Source organism: Pseudoxanthomonas suwonensis 11-1 (genome assembly GCF_000185965.1).
GTDB lineage: Bacteria > Pseudomonadota > Gammaproteobacteria > Xanthomonadales > Xanthomonadaceae > Pseudoxanthomonas > Pseudoxanthomonas suwonensis_A.
In genome coordinates this window covers 322,790-338,532 of record NC_014924.1, presented here as the reverse complement: position 1 = coordinate 338,532, position 15,743 = coordinate 322,790, and the positions used below count along the sequence as shown (strand labels likewise).

The window sequence follows — 15,743 nt, the reverse complement described above, 5'->3', positions numbered from 1 at the left end:
ACGCGGCCGCTCACCGGCGGCCCAGCACGCCGCCGTCGCGCCTGTACGCCGCGGTACGTGCGTACAGGTATCGGGTCATGACCAGGGCATAGCCCAGCAGCAGGCCGCCGACGGCCATCATCCCCGCATGGCTCAGCCAGCCGGATTCCGGCCAGGTGGCATCGCCGAAGGCCACGCGGAAGCACTGAACCACGCCGGCCACCAGCCGCACCACGACCAGCACCATCAGGCCTACCGACACCACGGGACTGGTCCGGTAGAACAGGCCTTCGGTGGTCTCGACGAAGCGCACGCGGGTGGTGGCGAGCAGGCCCAGGACGGCGCCGGCCAGCGCGGCCAGCGGCACGTAGGTCCAGACGTTCGGCCAGAAGAAACCGGCCAGCAGCACCGTCAGCGCGAACAGCGCCGCCGACAGCAGGCTGGACCACCAGGCCAGGCGCAGCGGCAGCACCCAGGCCTGGCGGCGGGTGTTGAACGCGCCGCGGATGCGCAGCGCCAGGGCCACCGGCAGCAGGCCCAGGAACAGCGCCAGTACCGCGGCGAGGGCGAGCAGGATCGGCACGGCGTGGCTCAGAACGCCGGCAGCACCGCGCCCTTGTACTTGCGCTCGATGAATTCCCTGACCTCGGGGCTGGTCAACGCGCTTGCCAGGGCTTGCACCCGCGGGTCGCCCTTGTTGTCCGGACGGGCGACCAGGAAGTTCACGTAGGGCGAGTCGCTACCCTCGATCGCCAGTGCGTCGCGGGTCGGGTCCAGGCCGGCGTCCAGCGCGTAGTTGGTGTTGATCAGGGCGAGGTCGACCTGGTCGAGGATCCGCGGCAGCATCGCCGAGTCCAGCTCGCGGAACTTCAGGCCCTTGGGATTTGCGGTGATGTCGCGCTGGGTGGCCAGCGCGTTGCTCGGGTCCGCCAGGGTGATCACGCCGGCGGTGTGCAGCAGGATCAGCGCGCGCGAGTTGTTGCTCGGGTCGTTGGGGATGGCCACGTCGGCGCCGGCCGGCAGCGCCTCCAGCGAGGCGTGGCGGCGCGAGTACGCGCCGAACGGTTCGATGTGCACGCCGGTCACCGTCACCAGGCTGGTGCCGCGCCCCTTGTTGTACGCGTCCAGGTAGGGCTCGGTCTGGAAGTAGTTGACGTCGATGTGCTTCTGCGCGACCTGGTCGTTGGGCTGCACGTAGTCGTTGAACACGCGCACCTGCAGGCGCACGCCCTCCTTCTCCAGGATCGGCCTGGCCACCTCCAGGATCTCGGCGTGCGGCACCGCGGTCGCGGCCACGCTGAGGGTGTCGTTGCCAGTGGAGCCGGAACCGCCGCCGCAACCGGCAAGCACGGTGCTGGCGGCGATGAGGACGGGCAGGAGGATGGCGCGCATGGGAAGGAATCCGTGGGGAAGGACGTGGATGGAGGATAAGGCTCAGCGGCGGCTGTAGCGGGCTACCAGGCGGTCGCCCAGCATCTGCACCAGCTGCACCAGCACCAGCAGCAGCACCACCGTGACCAGGGCCACGTCGGTGTGCGAACGCTGGTAACCGTCGCGGAAGGCCAGGTCGCCCAGGCCGCCCGAGCCGATCGCACCGCCCATGGCGGTGAAGCCGACCAGGGCGATGGTGGTGACGGTGGCGCCGGCGACCAGGCCCGGGCGCGCCTCCGGCAGCAGCACCCGCCACACCAGCTGCCAGGTGGTCGCGCCCATCGCCAGGGTGGCCTCGATCACGCCGCGGTCGACCTCGCGCAGCGCGGTCTCCACCAGGCGCGCGTAGAACGGCGCCGCGCCCACCACCAGCGGCAGGATCGCGCCGCGCACGCCCAGCGAGGTGCCCATCACCGCCAGGGTCAGCGGGATCATCGCGATCATCAGGATGATGAAGGGCACCGAGCGCAGGATGTTCACCACCAGCGACAGCACCGCGTAGAAGCCACGGCGCTCGTGCAGCTGGCGCGGCCCGGCCAGGAACAGCAGCACGCCCAGCGGCAGGCCGAACAGCAGGGTCAGCGGCAGCGCGCCACCGAGCATGGCAAGCGTATCCAGGGTGGCCTGGGCGATCTCGCCCCACTTGCCGGCGTCGAGGTTGCGGAAGAAGCCCGCGCTGGTGGCGATCATGGCGAAGATGTTCATGCGCGCAGCACCTCCACGGTGACCCCGGCCGATTCGAACGCCTGCTGCGCCACGTCGGCATCGCCGCCGACCAGGGCCACGACCAGCTGGCCGTAGGGCGTGTCGCGGATGCGGTCGATGCGGCCGGAAAGGATGTTGTAGTCCACGCCCGCCTCGCGCGCGATCCGGCCCAGCAGCGGCGCATAGGTGTCGGCGCCGAGGAAGGTCAGGCGCAGGATGCGGCCGTGCACCGCGGCGAAGTCGGCGTGCAGCCCGTTCTCGTCCACGTGCTCGGCCTCGGACACGAAGCGGCGGGTGGTCGGATGCCGCGGGTGCAGGAAGACTTCGGTGACCGGGCCGCTCTCGACCAGGCGGCCGGCGTCGAGCACGGCAACCCGGTCGCAGACGCGGCGGATCACGTCCATCTCGTGGGTGATCAGGACGATGGTCAGGCCGAGCTCGCGGTTGATCCCGGCCAGCAGGGACAGCACCGATGCGGTGGTCTGCGGGTCCAGCGCGCTGGTGGCCTCGTCGCACAGCAGGATCTTCGGCCCGGTGGCCAGGGCGCGGGCGATGCCGACGCGTTGCTTCTGTCCGCCGGAAAGTTGCGCTGGATACTTGTTTGCCTGGTCGGCCAGGCCGACCCGCTCCAGCAGTTCCGCCACCCGCGCGTCGATGCGCGCGCGTGGCTCGCCGGCCAGTTCCAGCGGGAAGGCCACGTTCTGCGCCACTGTGCGCGAGGACAGCAGGTTGAAGTGCTGGAAGATCATGCCGACCCGGCGGCGCAGCGCGCGCAGGCCGTCGCCGTCCAGCGCCGCCACGTCCTGGCCCTCGACCCACAGCTGGCCGCCGCTGGGCGCCTCCAGGCGGTTGATCAGGCGGATCAGGGTGGACTTGCCGGCGCCGGAGTGGCCGATGATGCCGAACACCTCGCCGGCCTCGATCTCCAGGTCGAGCGGATGCAGGGCGGCGACCTGGCGGCCGCCCACGGCGTAGGACTTGTGGACCTGCTGGAACCGGATCACGTGGGCTTGGAAGGCATCGGCGCGCGGGCCGGCAAGCCTAGCAGCTGCCCTGCCCCGGCGGCGCGGGCCGGCGTTCCAGCCGCGCGCCGCTGCGTCCCGCTCCCCCGCGTACCGCGCCAGCTCAGGAATGGTCCAGCGGTGCGCTGCGCGAGGCCCCGACCGTGCGCTCGCGGCGCAGCAGGTACAGGCCGCTGCCCATGATGATGGCCGCGCCGATCCAGGTGACGCCGTCCGGCAGGGTGCGCCAGAACAGCCAGTCCCAGCCGATCACCCAGACCAGGCCGGTGTATTCCAGCGGCGCGATCAGCGAGGCGTCGCCACGCATGAAGGCGGTGGTCAGCGCGATCTGGCCGAGCGCACCGGCCAGGCCCATGCCCAGGATCAGCAGCGCATCCCCGCGCTGCAGTGGCACCCAGCCGGGAATCGCCGCCAGGCCAGCGACAATGGCCATGATCGCCAGGAACCACACCACCATCGACTGGGGCGTGTCGGTGCGGGTCAGCAGGCTGACGCTGACCGCGGCCACGGCATAGGCGGCGGCGGCCAGCAGCACCATCAGCCCGGGGAACGACACCAGCCCGTCCACGCCCGGCCGCAGCACCACGACCACGCCGACCAGGCCGATGGCGATCGCGGTCCAGCGCCTTGGCCCCACGCGCTCGCCCAGCACCGGTACCGACAGCGCCGCCACCAGCAGCGGCGCGACGAAGTAGATCGTGTAGGCGGTGGACAGCGGCATGCGCTTCAAGGCGAACACGAAGCAGCCGATCATCGCCATGCCCAGCACGCCGCGCAGCAGGTGCAGGCCCCAGCGCACCGGCAGGATCGAGCGCACGCCAGCGGTGGCCATCACCCAGGCCAATACGAACGGCAACGAGGCCGCGCCGCGCAGCAGGGTCACCTCCAACGGCGGGTAGCGGGCGGACAGCAGCTTCATCGCCGTGTCCATCACCGAGAAGCAGGCGATGGCGGCGACCATCCAGCCGGCGGCGGCCAGGTTCGAGCGGGGACGGGGAGGCATGCGCCCATTATCCGCGCATGCGCGGCCCCATGCGCGCTCCCGGCCCGGGCACCGCCTAGAATGTGCGCATCGCACCAGGAGTATCCCAATGCCTTCGTTCGACATCGTGTCCGAAGTGGACACCCACGAGCTGACCAATGCAGTCGACCAGGCCAGCCGCGAACTGACCACCCGCTTCGACTTCAAGGGCGTGGACGCGAAGTTCGCCCTGGACGACAACATCATCAGCCAGTCCGCGCCCAGCGACTTCCAGCTCAAGCAGATGACCGACATCCTCAAGCAGCGCCTGACTGCCCGCGGCATCGACATCCGCTGCCTGGAATTCGGCGACGTCGAGACCAACCTGGCCGGCGCGCGGCAGAAGGTCACCGTCAGGCAGGGCATCGAGCGCGAGACGGCCAAGAAGATCCAGGCCGCGCTCAAGGACGCCAAGCTCAAGGTCGACAGCCAGATCAACGGCGAGAAGCTGCGGGTCAACGGCAAGAAGCGCGACGACCTGCAGGAGGCCATCGCCCTGCTGCGCAAGGGCGATTTCGGCATCCCGCTGCAGTTCGAGAACTTCCGTGACTGACTTGGACGCGGGCAATCCCGCCGAGGGCGCGCTGGACGAAGCGAAGGTCCTGGCCGACACCCGGCGCTGGCTGGAGAAGGCCGTGATAGGCCTGAACCTGTGCCCGTTCGCCAAGGCGGTGTACGTCAAGGAGCAGGTGCGCTTCGTGGTCAGCGACGCGACCACGCCGGAGCAGCTGGTCGAGCAGCTCGGCGAGGAGCTGGTGCTGCTGCGCGACACCCCGGCCGGGCAGGTCGACACCACCCTGCTGGTGCATCCGCTGGTGCTGCGCGACTTCCTCGACTTCAACGACTTCCTCGACCAGGCCGACGCGCTGGTGGAAGCGCTGGAGCTGGACGGCGTGCTGCAGGTGGCCAGCTTCCATCCTGATTACCAGTTCGCCGACAGCCGCCCGGACGACATCGAGAACTACTCCAACCGCGCGCCCTACCCGATCCTGCACCTGCTGCGGGAGGACAGCGTCAGCCGCGCGGTGGACGCCTACCCGGAAGCGGACGTGATCGTGGAGCGCAACTACGCCACCCTGCGCAGGCTGGGCCACGAGGGCTGGCAGAAGCTGTTCGCCGACGACGGCGAGGCCTGACCCGGATCGCAGGCGGCGCCTGCACCGCGTGCACGCCGCCCGCGCCACACTGGCCACCCCGCCCTGGACCACGCCATGTCGACCGTCCCGCCGATCCAGCCCTGGAACCCCGTCCCGCTGCAGGACCGCGTGGTCCTGGTCACCGGCGGCGCGCAGGGCATCGGCCGTGGCATTGCCCAGGCGGTGATTGGTGCCGGTGGCAGCGTGGTGATCGGCGACCTCGACGCCGAGGCCGGCCGCGCCTGCCTGCGCGAATGGGATGTCCCGGCGCGGGCGGTGTTCCGCCGCCTGGACGTGGCCAGCGAACGCAGCACCGGCGCCTTCGTGGCCGCGGCGCTGGACCGCTTCGGCCGCATCGATGGCCTGGTCAACAACGCCGGCCTGCCCGATCCGCACGTGCCGCCGCTGGAACAGCTGGACCTGGCGGAGTGGAACCGGCGCCTGTCCAGCCTGCACGGCGCTTTCCTGTGCAGCCGCCACGCCCTGCCGGCGCTCCGCGAATCCGAAGGTGGCGGCGCGATCATCAACATCGCCTCGACCCGTGCGCACCAGTCCGAGCCGCACAGCGAGGCCTATGCCGCGGCCAAGGGCGGGCTGCTGGCCTTTACCCATGCGCTGGCGCTGAGCGAAGGCCCGAAGGTGCGGGTCAACTGCATCAGCCCCGGCTGGATCGCCACCGAGGCCTGGCGCGCGCCGGCCAGCCGGCGCAGGCCGAAGCTGTCGCAGCGCGACCACGCGCAACATCCGGCCGGCCGGGTCGGGACGCCCGAGGACATCGCCGCGCTGGCGGTCTACCTGCTGGCGCCGTCGCTGTCCGGCTTCGTCACCGGCCAGGAGTTCATCGCCGACGGTGGCATGACCCGCAGGATGCAGTACGACTGAGCCCGTGCTCAGCGCACCACCGCACCGCGCAACGCCGGCCTGCCGTCGACAACCTCGGTCCACACCAGCCAGGCCGCGCCGTCGGTGACCTGCAACCGCGGAAGGCCGCTGCCGCGGCCGCTGGCCGGGAATGTCGCCACCTCCCTCATCTCGCTGCGCGACAAGTCCGCCGAGTAACGCATCAGGCGCAGGCGCTGGGTTTCCGGCGAGGCTTCTTCCAGCCAGGCCGCGTAAAGGCGTCCGCCGGCGGTTGCCAGGGCCACCCGGCCCAGGGCCGGCTGTCCGCGGATCAGCGGGACCGGTGCGCCGAAGCTGTCGCCTGCGTCCTCCGAAACCGCAGCGCGCACTTCCGGCCAGCCATCGGCCTCGGTGTACCAGGCCACCCACACGCGCATGCCTTCCGCGGCCACCGCCGGGCCATTCACCGGGCAGCCGGCGAAGTGCCAGCCATCGCGGTGCACCTCGCGCGGCGCGGTCCAGGCATCGCCTTCCAGGCGGACGATCCGGGTGTCGCGGATCTCGCCCTCGCTGCGTCCGCGGTAGACCACGACCACGCCCTTGTCGGTAAGCGCCGAATCGGTGGTGCAGCAGTCGCAGGTGGAAGCATCCAGCGGCCACTCGCGCAGCTGCGCGCCATCCGGTCCATGGATCGCGGCGCGCAGCATCATCGCCGCGCCGCCACCGTGGTGATGGCTGTCGTGACCGGTGGCACCTGCGGCGGCCTTCTGCCGGCTGTCGAGCCAGGCCATGCCGAGCCGGTCTTCATCCTGCTGCCAGAAGGTGACGAAACCATGGTCGCCGCGCGTGCCGCCCGGATGCACCGGAGCGGTTTCCTTCCAGGTTTGGCCGGCATCGCCGGAGCGCGCCAGCACGATCCCGTAGTCCATGCGCGAAGGACCGGTATTGCGCAGCCAGTGCGCCCATAGCGATCCATCGGCCAGCGCCTGCACATGCGGGGTGTCGGCCCAGTTCACGAACCAGTCCCTGCCCTCGGCCACGGTGCGCGTTTCTTCCCAGCCACCATCCGCGGCGACTGCTGCCAGTCGCAGGCGATGGCCGTCGTCCGTGGGCTCGAGCCAGGCCAGCAGCAGGCGCCCATCCGGTGCCAGCGCCAGGTCGGGCTGCGCGGCGCCCGGCGGCGCCGGCAGTTCCCAGGGCTGTACGTTGACAAGCGCCACTTCGGGCACGGGCACGGGCGTGGGCTCGCTGGCATCGCCACCACAGGCGGCCAGCGCCAGCGCGATCACTACTGCGGTGCCTGCGTGCGCGCGACGATGTGCAAACCGGTCCATCCACCACACTCCCTTGCCTGCCATCAGTCGAAGGCCTGCCTGACCACCAGTTCCCAGCTTCGCGGATCGCCCAGCCAGGCCATGTGTTCGCCCACTGCATGGGCGGTATAGCGGCGATCGCCCAGGTTGCGGCCACGCAGCACCACCGCGGTACGCGGCCCGGCCTGCCAGGCCACATGCGCCCCCAGCGTGGCGTAGCCGGGCACCCGCAGGGTATTGGCTGTGTCGGCCTGGCGCGAGGACACCGCACGCAGCTCCGCTCCGAGCGTCCAGTCCTGCAGTGGCCGCCATTCCAGCCACAGGTTGCACACCCGCGCCGGCGTGTTGGCCGGGCGGTTGCCCGCGCGCGACACCACCGTGCCGCCAACGCTTTCGTTGAACTCGTCCAGGCGCGCATCCACCCAGGCCAGGTTGCCGTCGAGCGCAAGCGAATCCAGCGGACGCCAGCCGAACGCCAGCTCCACCCCGCGCGAGGACTGCCTGCCGACCGGCAGCGTCTGCCCCGGGTTGTCCGGATCGGCGATGGCGAGGTTGCGGCGCACGATCCGGTACGCGGCCAGGGTGGCATGGCTGCGGCCATCGGCCGACTGCAGCTTGGCACCCAGCTCGCCCTGGCGGCCGGTGGAGAGGTCGAAGTCGCGCAGCGCGCCGAAGCTGGCGGTGCTCAGCACGCCCGAGGGCGGGTCGGCGGCGGTGCTGGCCTGGGCGTAGAGATGTGCGTTCGCCGCCACTGCCCAGTCCAGGGCGATGCGCCCGGTGGTGGGCCGGTAGCTGCGCTCGAAGCGGCGCGGGTTGCTCGCGCTGGCCACGCGGTGGTTGAGCACGTCCAGCACCACGCGCTCGTGGCGCAGGCCGGTCAGCAGCGAGAAGCCGGCGCCCAGCACGGTGAGGTTTTCGGCGTACAGCGAATGGCTGCGCAGGCGGTTGGTCCGGTCCGGCCGGTACGCGAGTTCCGCGCCCGGCACGTCGAGGAAACGCCCGGGCGCCACCGCATCCGCCGGCACGGTGTCGACCACGCCTGGAAGCGACAGCGGAAAGCGGGTCTGCCGGTTGTAGCTGGCCTCCGCACCCAGGCTCCAGCGTGTCGGCAGGCCGGCGATCCGGCCCTCGTGCAGCCATTCCACCCGGTCGCCCCAGACCTGCTGGTCATGCCGCTGCAGCAGGGCACCGGAGCGCTGCACGCCGGCCTCCACCAGGCGATAACCCTCGACGTTTCGGTAATCGCGCAGCGCGTCGTAGTGGTAGAGCGTGTGGCGCAGCCGGCTGCCCCCGCGCGGCCGCCACTCCAGCAGCGAGCGTGCCCAGCGCACGTCCTGGGCATAGCGCCCGTCGGCCACGTTGTAGTTGCGGCCGGCCAGTGCGGCGGGTACCCGCATGCTTCCGTCGATGGCCACGGCAGGCGTTCCCCAGTACGGCCGCGCCACCTCCTCGTCCTGGTACTCCAACGCGAGGGTGTGCTCCAGCCCGGGTCGCAGCTGCACGCGCCACGATCCGGCCGCGGCCAGTGCATCGCGCTGCTGCGCGTCGACCCATCCTTCGTTCTGGCGCAGGCTCAGGTCCAAGGCCAGCGCCTGGCGGGCCGCCGCATCGCGCAGGTTGGCCCCGATTGCCAGGGTGCCGTCGCGGTGGGAGCCCCGGGAGGCCTGCCAGCGCGCGGCGTCATGGTCCAGGCTGGCCAGCCGGGTCACGTAGTTGATCGCGCCGCCGACCGCGCCCACGCCATGCAGGAAGCTGGACGGCCCGCCGATGGCCTCCACCCGCTCGTACTGCCAGGCATCCACCGGGCGCGCGGCGATGGTGGCGTACTGCACGTCGATGCCGTTGAACAGCTGGCTGACCTGGCTGCCGGAGAAGCCGCGCCAGGTGACGGTGTTGCCATGTCCCGGCGGCGACACGACGGTGAGGCCGGGTACGCTGGCCAGGGCTTCGGCTGTGGTGCGCACGCCGCGCGCGTCGAGCAGGTCGCGGTCGATGGTGGTGACCGCGGCGGGGGTCCCGATCACCGGCAGGTCCAGGCGCGAGGCGCTGCCGGAGCCACGCTGCAGCGGATTGGCGCGGGCGGTGACCCGGATCGCGTCCAGGGTGGTGGCATCCGCCGCGTCGGCCGCCCCGGCCGGTGGCAGCAGCAGGTACAGGCACAGGGCGGCAGGCACGGATACGGCCCGCCGTGCCGCGACACGCGGCAAATCGGAAATCGGCATCACTGGCTCCAAGGCACGTTGGCGGCGCGCGGCGTCAGCCGCGCGAACGTCGGTCCGCAACTTCAGGGCAGGATGGGCGGGCCACGGCTCCCGGGACCGTGAAGGCGCCGGAAGCGGCGCCCGGGCGCATGTCGGCGTGCAGGCGCCGCCGCCACGGGAGACAGCGCCAGGGCCGCTGGCGGCGCAGCGGGCCCGAGCAGGGACATGGCCAGCGGGCAATAGGGGCAGTCGGCATCGCCATGGGCCGCCGGCAGCGGAACGCCATCGGCACTCCGCGCTTCGCTTGGCAGCCGCTGCAGGCCTTCGCTGGTGCACAGCTCGGACCACCCGGCCAGCAGTTGTGGCGTACCGGACGCCAGCGCACGCCCCACTGCTGGCGCCAGCGCCAGCAGCAACACCGCCAGCAGGGCCAGGCGGGCCATGTTGCGATGGAGGCGGGACGCTCGCTGCATGGGCCCGATTGTAGGCAGCCACGCCCGCGCCGGCAGCGGACCGATTGTCCCAGGTGGAACGGGTCCGGTCCTGCGCGGATCAGCCTGCGGCCGGAGCCTCGGCCATCGCCGCCTGCAGCAGCGGCAACACCTCTTCCAGCGAGGCGGCGATGCGGTGGCCCAGCGCACGGGTGTCCACGTCCGGCTGCACCAGGTCCGGGACCTGGATCGGCGTCATGCCGGCGGCCAGCGCCGCGCGCACGCCCGTCGGCGAATCCTCCAGCACCAGGCAGCGCGCCGGCTCCACGCCGAGGCGACTGGCAGCCAGCAGGTACACGTCGGGCGCCGGCTTGGGCTGGGCCACGTCCGAGGCGGTGCAGATCACCGGGAAGTACGGGGCAAGCCCGGCCTGGCGCAGCTTGTGCGTGGCCAGCGGGTTGCGTGTGGAGGTGGCGACCGCGCGCGGCACGTCGTTGCGCTGCAGCCACTGCAGCAGCGCGGTGATGCCCGGGCGGTGCGGGATGCCGGCATCGACCATCGCGTCGTAGGCGTCGCCCGAGCGCTCCAGCAGCTCGGCGGCCGCGGCGGCGCCGAGGCGCTCGACCAGCATCGCCCGGCACGCGGCATCGCCGGTGCCGACCATCTGCAGCCAGTAATCGTCGGGCAGGTCGTGGCCCAGTGCGGCGGCGGCCTGCGCGTAGCAGCGGGTGATGACGCGCTCGCTGTCCAGCATCAGGCCGTCCATGTCGAACAGCACCGCGACCGGCGCGAACGGCAGCGGCGCGATCGCCGCGCCTGCACTCATGCCTGCGATCCGTTGAACAGCACGTCCAGGTCGTCCTGGCCCAGCTGGCGCCACTGGCCCTCGGCCAGGTCTCCCAGCGCCAGCCCACCGATCCGCGGACGGTGCAGCGCCACCACGTTGTTGCCGACCGCGGCGAACATGCGCCGCACCTGGTGGTAGCGGCCCTCGTGCAGGACCACGCGCGCGCGGCGCGGGCCAAGCACCTCCATCTGCGCCGGCAGCAGCGGCGTGGTCTCCGACTCCAGCATCAGGGTGCCGCTGGCGAACAGCTGCGCCTCGTCACCGCGCAGGTCCTCGGCGAGATCGGCCTCGTAGACCTTGGCCAGCTTCGACTTCGGCGAGACGATCCGGTGCAGCAGCTGGCCGTCGTCGGTCATCAGCAGCAGGCCGGTGGTCTCGCGGTCCAGGCGGCCGACGGTGGACAGCACCGGGTCGCGCAGGCGGAAGCGCGGCGGCAGCAGGTCGTAGACGATGCGACCCTTGTCCTTGGTCGAGCAGGTGTAGCCGGCCGGCTTGTGCAGCATCAGCAGCAGGCCCTGCGGCGGATCCAGTGGCTCGCCGTCCACGCGCACGTTGTCGTGGTCCAGCGGATCGTCCTGGTACAGCACCTCGCCGTCGGCGTCGGTGACCCGGCCCTCACGGAACATCCAGGCCACTTCCTTGCGGCTGCCATAGCCCAGGTTGGCCAGGTGCTTGACCAGCTTCATCGACTTGCTCAACGCGATACTCCCTTCAGTGCCTCGATCACCTTGAAACCACCGCCTTCGGCGAGCACCCGGCGCTGGCCGAACGCCTGCTCCAGGGTGCCCTCGTACGGCAGGTGGCGGTTGGCCACCAGCAGCAGGCGGCCACCAGGCCGCAGCGCCTGCGCCGCGACCTCGATGAAACGCTGGCCCAGCTCCGGACGGTCGCCGCGGTCGTGGGCGTGGAACGGCGGGTTGCTGACGATGAAGTCGTAGCCGTCGCGCGGCAGGCCGGCGGTGACGTCGTGCCAGTGGAAACCCGGGGCGATGCGCGCGCCGTCCAGGTTGCGGCGCGCCAGTTCCAGCGCGCGGAACTCGGCCTCGTACAGGTCCAGGGCGGTGACGCCCGGGGCGCGGTCGAGCACCTCGGTGGCGAGGTAGCCCCAGCCGGCGCCGAGGTCCGCACCGCGCCCGCGCAGGTCGGACGGCAGGTGCGCGGCCAGCAGCGCGGACGCCACGTCGATGCGGTCCCAGGCGAAGACCCCCGGGCGGCTGTGGAAGCGCCCGCCCGGCTGCAGCCGCACCGCGTCGCCGCCGCGCCACTGCGCGGCCAGCGCGGCGTCGCGCGGTCCCTGCAACGGCGGGGTCCAGAACACGCGGCAGTGGAACTTGGCCAGGTTGCCGTCCAGCCCGGCCAGCTGCTGCAGGTCCTTCTCGCGCGAGCGCGCGCCTTCGTCGTTGGCCGCGGCGGCCACCACGCGCGCGCCGGGCGCGGCCAGGTCCACGGCGCGTGCCAGCAGGGCGCGCGCCTCCTCGCGCTGGCGCGGCGGCAGCACCAGCACCAGGTCCGCGGCCGGTTCGTCGTCGGCCAGTTCCGGGACCACGTCCAGCCCGGCACGCTGCAGGGCATCGGCCAGCGGCCGGAAGCCCTGTTCGCAGCGCAGGCCGGAGAGCTCCATGCGCCGCAGCGGCCAGCCGTCGCGCGCGCGCAGGAACAGCACGCGACCCTGCGGCCAGGACAGGACGCCGTTCTCGAACGGCAGCAGCAGCGCCTTCAGGGGTTCGTCTTCGATGCTCACGCGGGGGCGGATAGCGGCGGGGCCGGCCATTATCCGCCAGACGCGGGGTGCCGGCTGGGATCGCGGGCGGCGCAGCTGCCGGGGTTCAGGGCGCGGCGGAATCCGGGGCGCGGTACACCCGGCCCTGCTTCATCACGAAGCGCGCGTCCTCCAGCACCGACACGTCCTGCAGCGGGTCGCCCGCGACCGCGACCAGGTCCGCCTGCAGGCCCGGCCTGAGCGCGCCGGCCTCGCCCTCTATCCCGAACAGGCGTGCGGTGCCCAGCGTGGCAGCGCGGATCGCCTGCAGCGGCGTCATGCCGAAGCGCACCATGCGCGAGAACTGGCGCGCGTTCTGGCCGTGCGGGTACACGCCGGCGTCGGTGCCGAAGGCGATGGCCACGCCGGCCTGGTGCGCGCGGCGGAAGTTCTCGCGCTGGATGCCGCCGGTGCGGCGCTCCTTCTCCAGCGACCCGGGCAGGATGCCGGCCTTCTCGCCCTCGCCGAGGATGAACTCGGTGTTGTAGATGTCCATCACCAGCACCGCGCCGTTCTTCTTCGCCAGGGCGATGCCGGCGTCGTCGATGAAGCTGGCATGCTCGATCGAATCCACGCCCGCTTCCAGCGCATTGCGGATGCCGCTGGCGCCGTGCGCGTGCGAGGCGACCTTGCGACCATGGCTGTGCGCCTCCTCGACCAGCGCGCGCAGCTCCTCCACGGTGTACTGCGGTGCGCCGACCTCGGTGCCCTTGGACAGCACGCCGCCGGTCGAACAGGTCTTGATCAGGTCGACGCCGTATTTGATGTTGCGCCGGACCTGGCGCCGCACTTCCCAAGGACCGTCAGCCACGCCCTCGCCCTGCGACTTGCGTTCGAACGGCAGCAGGTTGTCGTCCGAGCAGTGGCCGCCGGTGATGCCGATCGCCGGGCCGGCGGCGATGATCCGCGGCCCATCGACCACGCCGGCGGCGATGGCATCGCGCAGGGCCACGTCGGCGAAGCCCGGGCCGCCGAGGTCGCGCACCGTGGTGAAGCCGGCCAGCAGGGTCGCGCGGGCATTGGCTGCGCCGTACAGGGTGGAGGTGGGCAGGGAATCGCCCAGCCCGGCATAGCCGTGCTTGCCGGCATCGCCGACCAGGTGGGTGTGCGCATCCATCAGCCCCGGCAGCACGGTGTAGCCGGAAAGGTCGTGGACCCTGGCACCGGGCGGCGGCGGAAGCGCCGCGGCCGGTTCGATCCGGGCGATGCGGCCGTCCTCCACCAGGATGGCGCGGTCCTCCAGCAGCCGCCCGGATTCCACGTCCAGCATCCGCCCGGCGCGCACGTACACCGTCTCCGCCTGCGCCAGGCCGGCGTGCAGCGAGAGCAGGACGATGATCAGCAGCACCGCGCGCGGCGGCAGCACCAGGCAGGCAAGCAGCGAGGCCGCGCGCGACGGCGCAGTGCGGATGGACATGGTGCCGTAACTCCCCTTGGACGCCGGGGAATCTAACGGATTCCCGGCCGGCGCGGAGGGCCGGCGAGGCTTGCCAGGTCAGCCCGCTCCAGGCGCCGGCGTTGCCGGCTTGCGCGGCTGGCCCGCGACCAGCGATGCGGCCAGGGCGCCGATGAACCACGCCGCCAGCGCGGCACCGCCGGTCACCAGCAGCCCGCTGGCCGCCATGTAGCCGATGGCACCGCAGGCGAAGCCGCACAGCAGTGGCAGCGGTGCCGAGCGCGACAGCCGCAGCGCGGCGAGGTGGACGAGGAAGGCAACCAGGCCCGCACCCAGGCCGAACACGACCAGCGCATCCCACAACTGCACCGGCGCGGCGGCCGGCATGGCGAACGCTGCGGTGTAGCCAATCGTATGCACCGAAGCGAGGCCGACGAGCACGCCGGAGGCAAGACCCCAGGCCAGGCCGTTGATCGAATTGCGCATGCTTCGTCCCCCAATGCGCCGCAGTGGCGCTGCCAGGCCAAGACTAGCAGTACGCCGGGGCTGGCCTCGGGCGCTGGCGCTGCGGCAGATACGCGTGCTCAGCCGGCGTAATGCAGCGGCACGCGCTTGACCGCGCACAGCAGGCGGTAGCTGCTGGTCTGGCTGTTGGCCACGACCTGCGCCGCCGAAACCTGGTTGCCCCACAGCTCGACCGTGCTGCCGACGCCTGCCTGCGGATGGTCGGTGAGGTCGATGGTGAGCATGTCCATCGAGACGCGGCCCACCAGGCGCCCGGGACGGCCGTCGATCGCCACCGGGGTGCCGTTGACCGCGAACTGCGGATAACCGTCGGCATAGCCCATCGCCACCACGCCCACCCGGGTCGGGGCCTCGGTGACGAAGCGCGCGCCGTAGCCCACCGGTTCGCCGGCCGGCAGCTCGCGCACCGCGATCACCTTCGATTCCAGGGTCATCACCGGCCGCAGCTGCGCGGCCAGGTCGTGCGCCTGGGCGAACGGCGAGACGCCGTAGAGCATCAGCCCCGGCCGCGCCCAGTGCCCGCGTGCCTGCGGCCAGCCCAGCAGCGCCGGCGAGTTGCAGACGCTCACCTCGCCCGGCAGCCCGGCGGTGGCGGCGGCGAAGGTGTCGAGCTGCTCGCGGGTGCGCGCGCATTCCAGTTCGTCGGCGCGGGCGAAATGGCTCATCTTCACCGCCATGCGCACGTGCGGCAGCGCTTCGAGGCGGCGCCAGGCTTCGGCGTAATCATCGGCGCCGATGCCGACGCGGTGCATGCCCGAATCCAGCTTCAGCCACACCGTCAGTGGCGCCGGCAGCACCGTGCGCTCCAGCGCCTCGACCTGCCATGGCGCGTGGACCACGGTCCACAGGTCGTGCTCCAGCAGCAGCGGCAGCTCGGAGGCCTCGAAGAAACCTTCCAGCAGCAGGATCGGCTTGCGGATGCCGGCCCCGCGCAGGACCAGCGCCTCCTCGATGCAGGCCACGGCGAAACCGTCGGCTTCATGCTCCAGCGCCGCCGCGCAGCGCACCGCGCCGTGGCCGTAGGCATCGGCCTTGACCACGGCCAGCGCGCGGCCGCCGCCGAGGCTGCGCGCCAGGCGGTAGTTGTGACGCAGGGCGGCGAGGTCGATCAGGGCGCGGGCTGGACGCATGGCAGGC

17 protein-coding genes are annotated in these 15,743 nt (G+C 71.9%); 3 read left to right on the top strand and 14 right to left on the bottom strand.

The window, feature by feature from the left end; genetic code table 11:
- Nucleotides 1-10: 10 nt before the first annotated feature.
- The 5 genes from PSESU_RS01525 to PSESU_RS01505 form a co-directional block, all read right to left on the bottom strand.
- Nucleotides 11-562 (bottom strand): hypothetical protein, encoded by a 552-nt coding sequence (locus PSESU_RS01525; RefSeq protein WP_013533999.1) that lies wholly within the window; start codon nt 560-562, stop codon nt 11-13.
- 8 nt (nt 563-570) lie between these two features.
- Nucleotides 571-1,371, bottom strand: a complete 801-nt coding sequence (locus PSESU_RS01520) for a MetQ/NlpA family ABC transporter substrate-binding protein (protein ID WP_013533998.1) — start codon at nt 1,369-1,371, stop codon at nt 571-573.
- 42 nt (nt 1,372-1,413) lie between these two features.
- Nucleotides 1,414-2,115, bottom strand: a complete 702-nt coding sequence (locus PSESU_RS01515) for a methionine ABC transporter permease (RefSeq protein WP_013533997.1) — start codon at nt 2,113-2,115, stop codon at nt 1,414-1,416.
- Complete coding sequence (locus PSESU_RS01510; RefSeq protein WP_013533996.1) at nt 2,112-3,119, bottom strand: methionine ABC transporter ATP-binding protein; 1,008 nt, start codon at nt 3,117-3,119, stop codon at nt 2,112-2,114. The genes PSESU_RS01515 and PSESU_RS01510 overlap by 4 nt, the downstream gene beginning before the upstream one ends.
- Nucleotides 3,120-3,240: 121 nt before the next feature.
- Nucleotides 3,241-4,140: a DMT family transporter gene (locus PSESU_RS01505; protein WP_013533995.1), complete on the bottom strand. Its 900-nt coding sequence runs from the start codon at nt 4,138-4,140 to the stop codon at nt 3,241-3,243.
- 88 nt (nt 4,141-4,228) lie between these two features.
- On the opposite strand from PSESU_RS01505, the gene PSESU_RS01500 reads away from it, so the two are divergent.
- From PSESU_RS01500 to PSESU_RS01490, 3 genes are all read left to right on the top strand, one after another.
- Complete coding sequence (locus PSESU_RS01500) at nt 4,229-4,711, top strand: YajQ family cyclic di-GMP-binding protein (protein WP_013533994.1); 483 nt, start codon at nt 4,229-4,231, stop codon at nt 4,709-4,711.
- Nucleotides 4,704-5,294 carry a DUF1415 domain-containing protein gene (locus PSESU_RS01495; protein ID WP_013533993.1) on the top strand — a complete coding sequence of 197 codons (591 nt, stop codon included), beginning with the start codon at nt 4,704-4,706 and terminating at the stop codon, nt 5,292-5,294. Before PSESU_RS01500 ends, PSESU_RS01495 begins: the two co-directional genes overlap by 8 nt.
- Before the next feature lie 75 nt (nt 5,295-5,369).
- Nucleotides 5,370-6,176, top strand: a complete 807-nt coding sequence (locus PSESU_RS01490; RefSeq protein WP_013533992.1) for an SDR family oxidoreductase — start codon at nt 5,370-5,372, stop codon at nt 6,174-6,176.
- Between the two features lie 8 nt (nt 6,177-6,184).
- Here the strand turns inward: PSESU_RS01490 and PSESU_RS01485 are convergent, their stop codons facing one another.
- The 9 genes from PSESU_RS01485 to alr form a co-directional block, all read right to left on the bottom strand.
- The gene (locus PSESU_RS01485) at nt 6,185-7,468 is read right to left on the bottom strand and encodes a hypothetical protein (RefSeq protein WP_013533991.1); all 1,284 of its coding nucleotides are present in this window, start codon (nt 7,466-7,468) and stop codon (nt 6,185-6,187) included.
- 23 nt (nt 7,469-7,491) lie between these two features.
- Nucleotides 7,492-9,621 (bottom strand): TonB-dependent receptor, encoded by a 2,130-nt coding sequence (locus PSESU_RS01480; protein ID WP_233275248.1) that lies wholly within the window; start codon nt 9,619-9,621, stop codon nt 7,492-7,494.
- Nucleotides 9,622-9,731: 110 nt separating this feature from the next.
- On the bottom strand, nt 9,732-10,091 hold the full coding sequence (locus PSESU_RS15825) for a DUF2946 family protein (RefSeq protein WP_203415171.1): 360 nt from the start codon (nt 10,089-10,091) through the stop codon (nt 9,732-9,734).
- 109 nt (nt 10,092-10,200) lie between these two features.
- Nucleotides 10,201-10,905 carry an HAD family hydrolase gene (locus PSESU_RS01475; protein WP_013533989.1) on the bottom strand — a complete coding sequence of 235 codons (705 nt, stop codon included), beginning with the start codon at nt 10,903-10,905 and terminating at the stop codon, nt 10,201-10,203.
- Nucleotides 10,902-11,612 carry a pseudouridine synthase gene (locus tag PSESU_RS01470; protein ID WP_013533988.1) on the bottom strand — a complete coding sequence of 237 codons (711 nt, stop codon included), beginning with the start codon at nt 11,610-11,612 and terminating at the stop codon, nt 10,902-10,904. The genes PSESU_RS01475 and PSESU_RS01470 overlap by 4 nt, the downstream gene beginning before the upstream one ends.
- Nucleotides 11,613-11,620: 8 nt before the next feature.
- On the bottom strand, nt 11,621-12,697 hold the full coding sequence (locus PSESU_RS01465) for a class I SAM-dependent methyltransferase (RefSeq protein WP_013533987.1): 1,077 nt from the start codon (nt 12,695-12,697) through the stop codon (nt 11,621-11,623).
- A 55-nt stretch (nt 12,698-12,752) separates the two neighbouring features.
- A complete protein-coding gene (locus PSESU_RS01460; protein WP_013533986.1) occupies nt 12,753-14,102 on the bottom strand; it encodes a metal-dependent hydrolase family protein in 1,350 nt (449 codons plus the stop codon).
- Nucleotides 14,103-14,180: 78 nt separating this feature from the next.
- The gene (locus PSESU_RS01455) at nt 14,181-14,567 is read right to left on the bottom strand and encodes a hypothetical protein (protein ID WP_013533985.1); all 387 of its coding nucleotides are present in this window, start codon (nt 14,565-14,567) and stop codon (nt 14,181-14,183) included.
- 98 nt (nt 14,568-14,665) lie between these two features.
- Nucleotides 14,666-15,736: an alanine racemase gene (gene alr, locus PSESU_RS01450; RefSeq protein WP_013533984.1), complete on the bottom strand. Its 1,071-nt coding sequence runs from the start codon at nt 15,734-15,736 to the stop codon at nt 14,666-14,668.
- Between the last annotated feature and the right edge of the window lie 7 nt (nt 15,737-15,743).

Bases quoted from the DNA above. Each gene is read 5' to 3' on its own strand.
- PSESU_RS01520 (WP_013533998.1), bottom strand. From the start codon at position 1,371: ATGCGCGCCATCCTCCTGCCCGTCCTCATCGCCGCCAGCACCGTGCTT.
- PSESU_RS01515 (WP_013533997.1), bottom strand. From the start codon at position 2,115: ATGAACATCTTCGCCATGATCGCCACCAGCGCGGGCTTCTTCCGCAAC.
- PSESU_RS01505 (WP_013533995.1), bottom strand. From the start codon at position 4,140: ATGCCTCCCCGTCCCCGCTCGAACCTGGCCGCCGCCGGCTGGATGGTC.
- PSESU_RS01500 (WP_013533994.1), top strand. From the start codon at position 4,229: ATGCCTTCGTTCGACATCGTGTCCGAAGTGGACACCCACGAGCTGACC.
- PSESU_RS01490 (WP_013533992.1), top strand. From the start codon at position 5,370: ATGTCGACCGTCCCGCCGATCCAGCCCTGGAACCCCGTCCCGCTGCAG.
- PSESU_RS01485 (WP_013533991.1), bottom strand. From the start codon at position 7,468: ATGGACCGGTTTGCACATCGTCGCGCGCACGCAGGCACCGCAGTAGTG.
- PSESU_RS15825 (WP_203415171.1), bottom strand. From the start codon at position 10,091: ATGGCCCGCCTGGCCCTGCTGGCGGTGTTGCTGCTGGCGCTGGCGCCA.
- PSESU_RS01475 (WP_013533989.1), bottom strand. From the start codon at position 10,905: ATGAGTGCAGGCGCGGCGATCGCGCCGCTGCCGTTCGCGCCGGTCGCG.
- PSESU_RS01470 (WP_013533988.1), bottom strand. From the start codon at position 11,612: ATGAAGCTGGTCAAGCACCTGGCCAACCTGGGCTATGGCAGCCGCAAG.
- PSESU_RS01465 (WP_013533987.1), bottom strand. From the start codon at position 12,697: ATGGCCGGCCCCGCCGCTATCCGCCCCCGCGTGAGCATCGAAGACGAA.
- PSESU_RS01460 (WP_013533986.1), bottom strand. From the start codon at position 14,102: ATGTCCATCCGCACTGCGCCGTCGCGCGCGGCCTCGCTGCTTGCCTGC.
- PSESU_RS01455 (WP_013533985.1), bottom strand. From the start codon at position 14,567: ATGCGCAATTCGATCAACGGCCTGGCCTGGGGTCTTGCCTCCGGCGTG.
- alr (WP_013533984.1), bottom strand. From the start codon at position 15,736: ATGCGTCCAGCCCGCGCCCTGATCGACCTCGCCGCCCTGCGTCACAAC.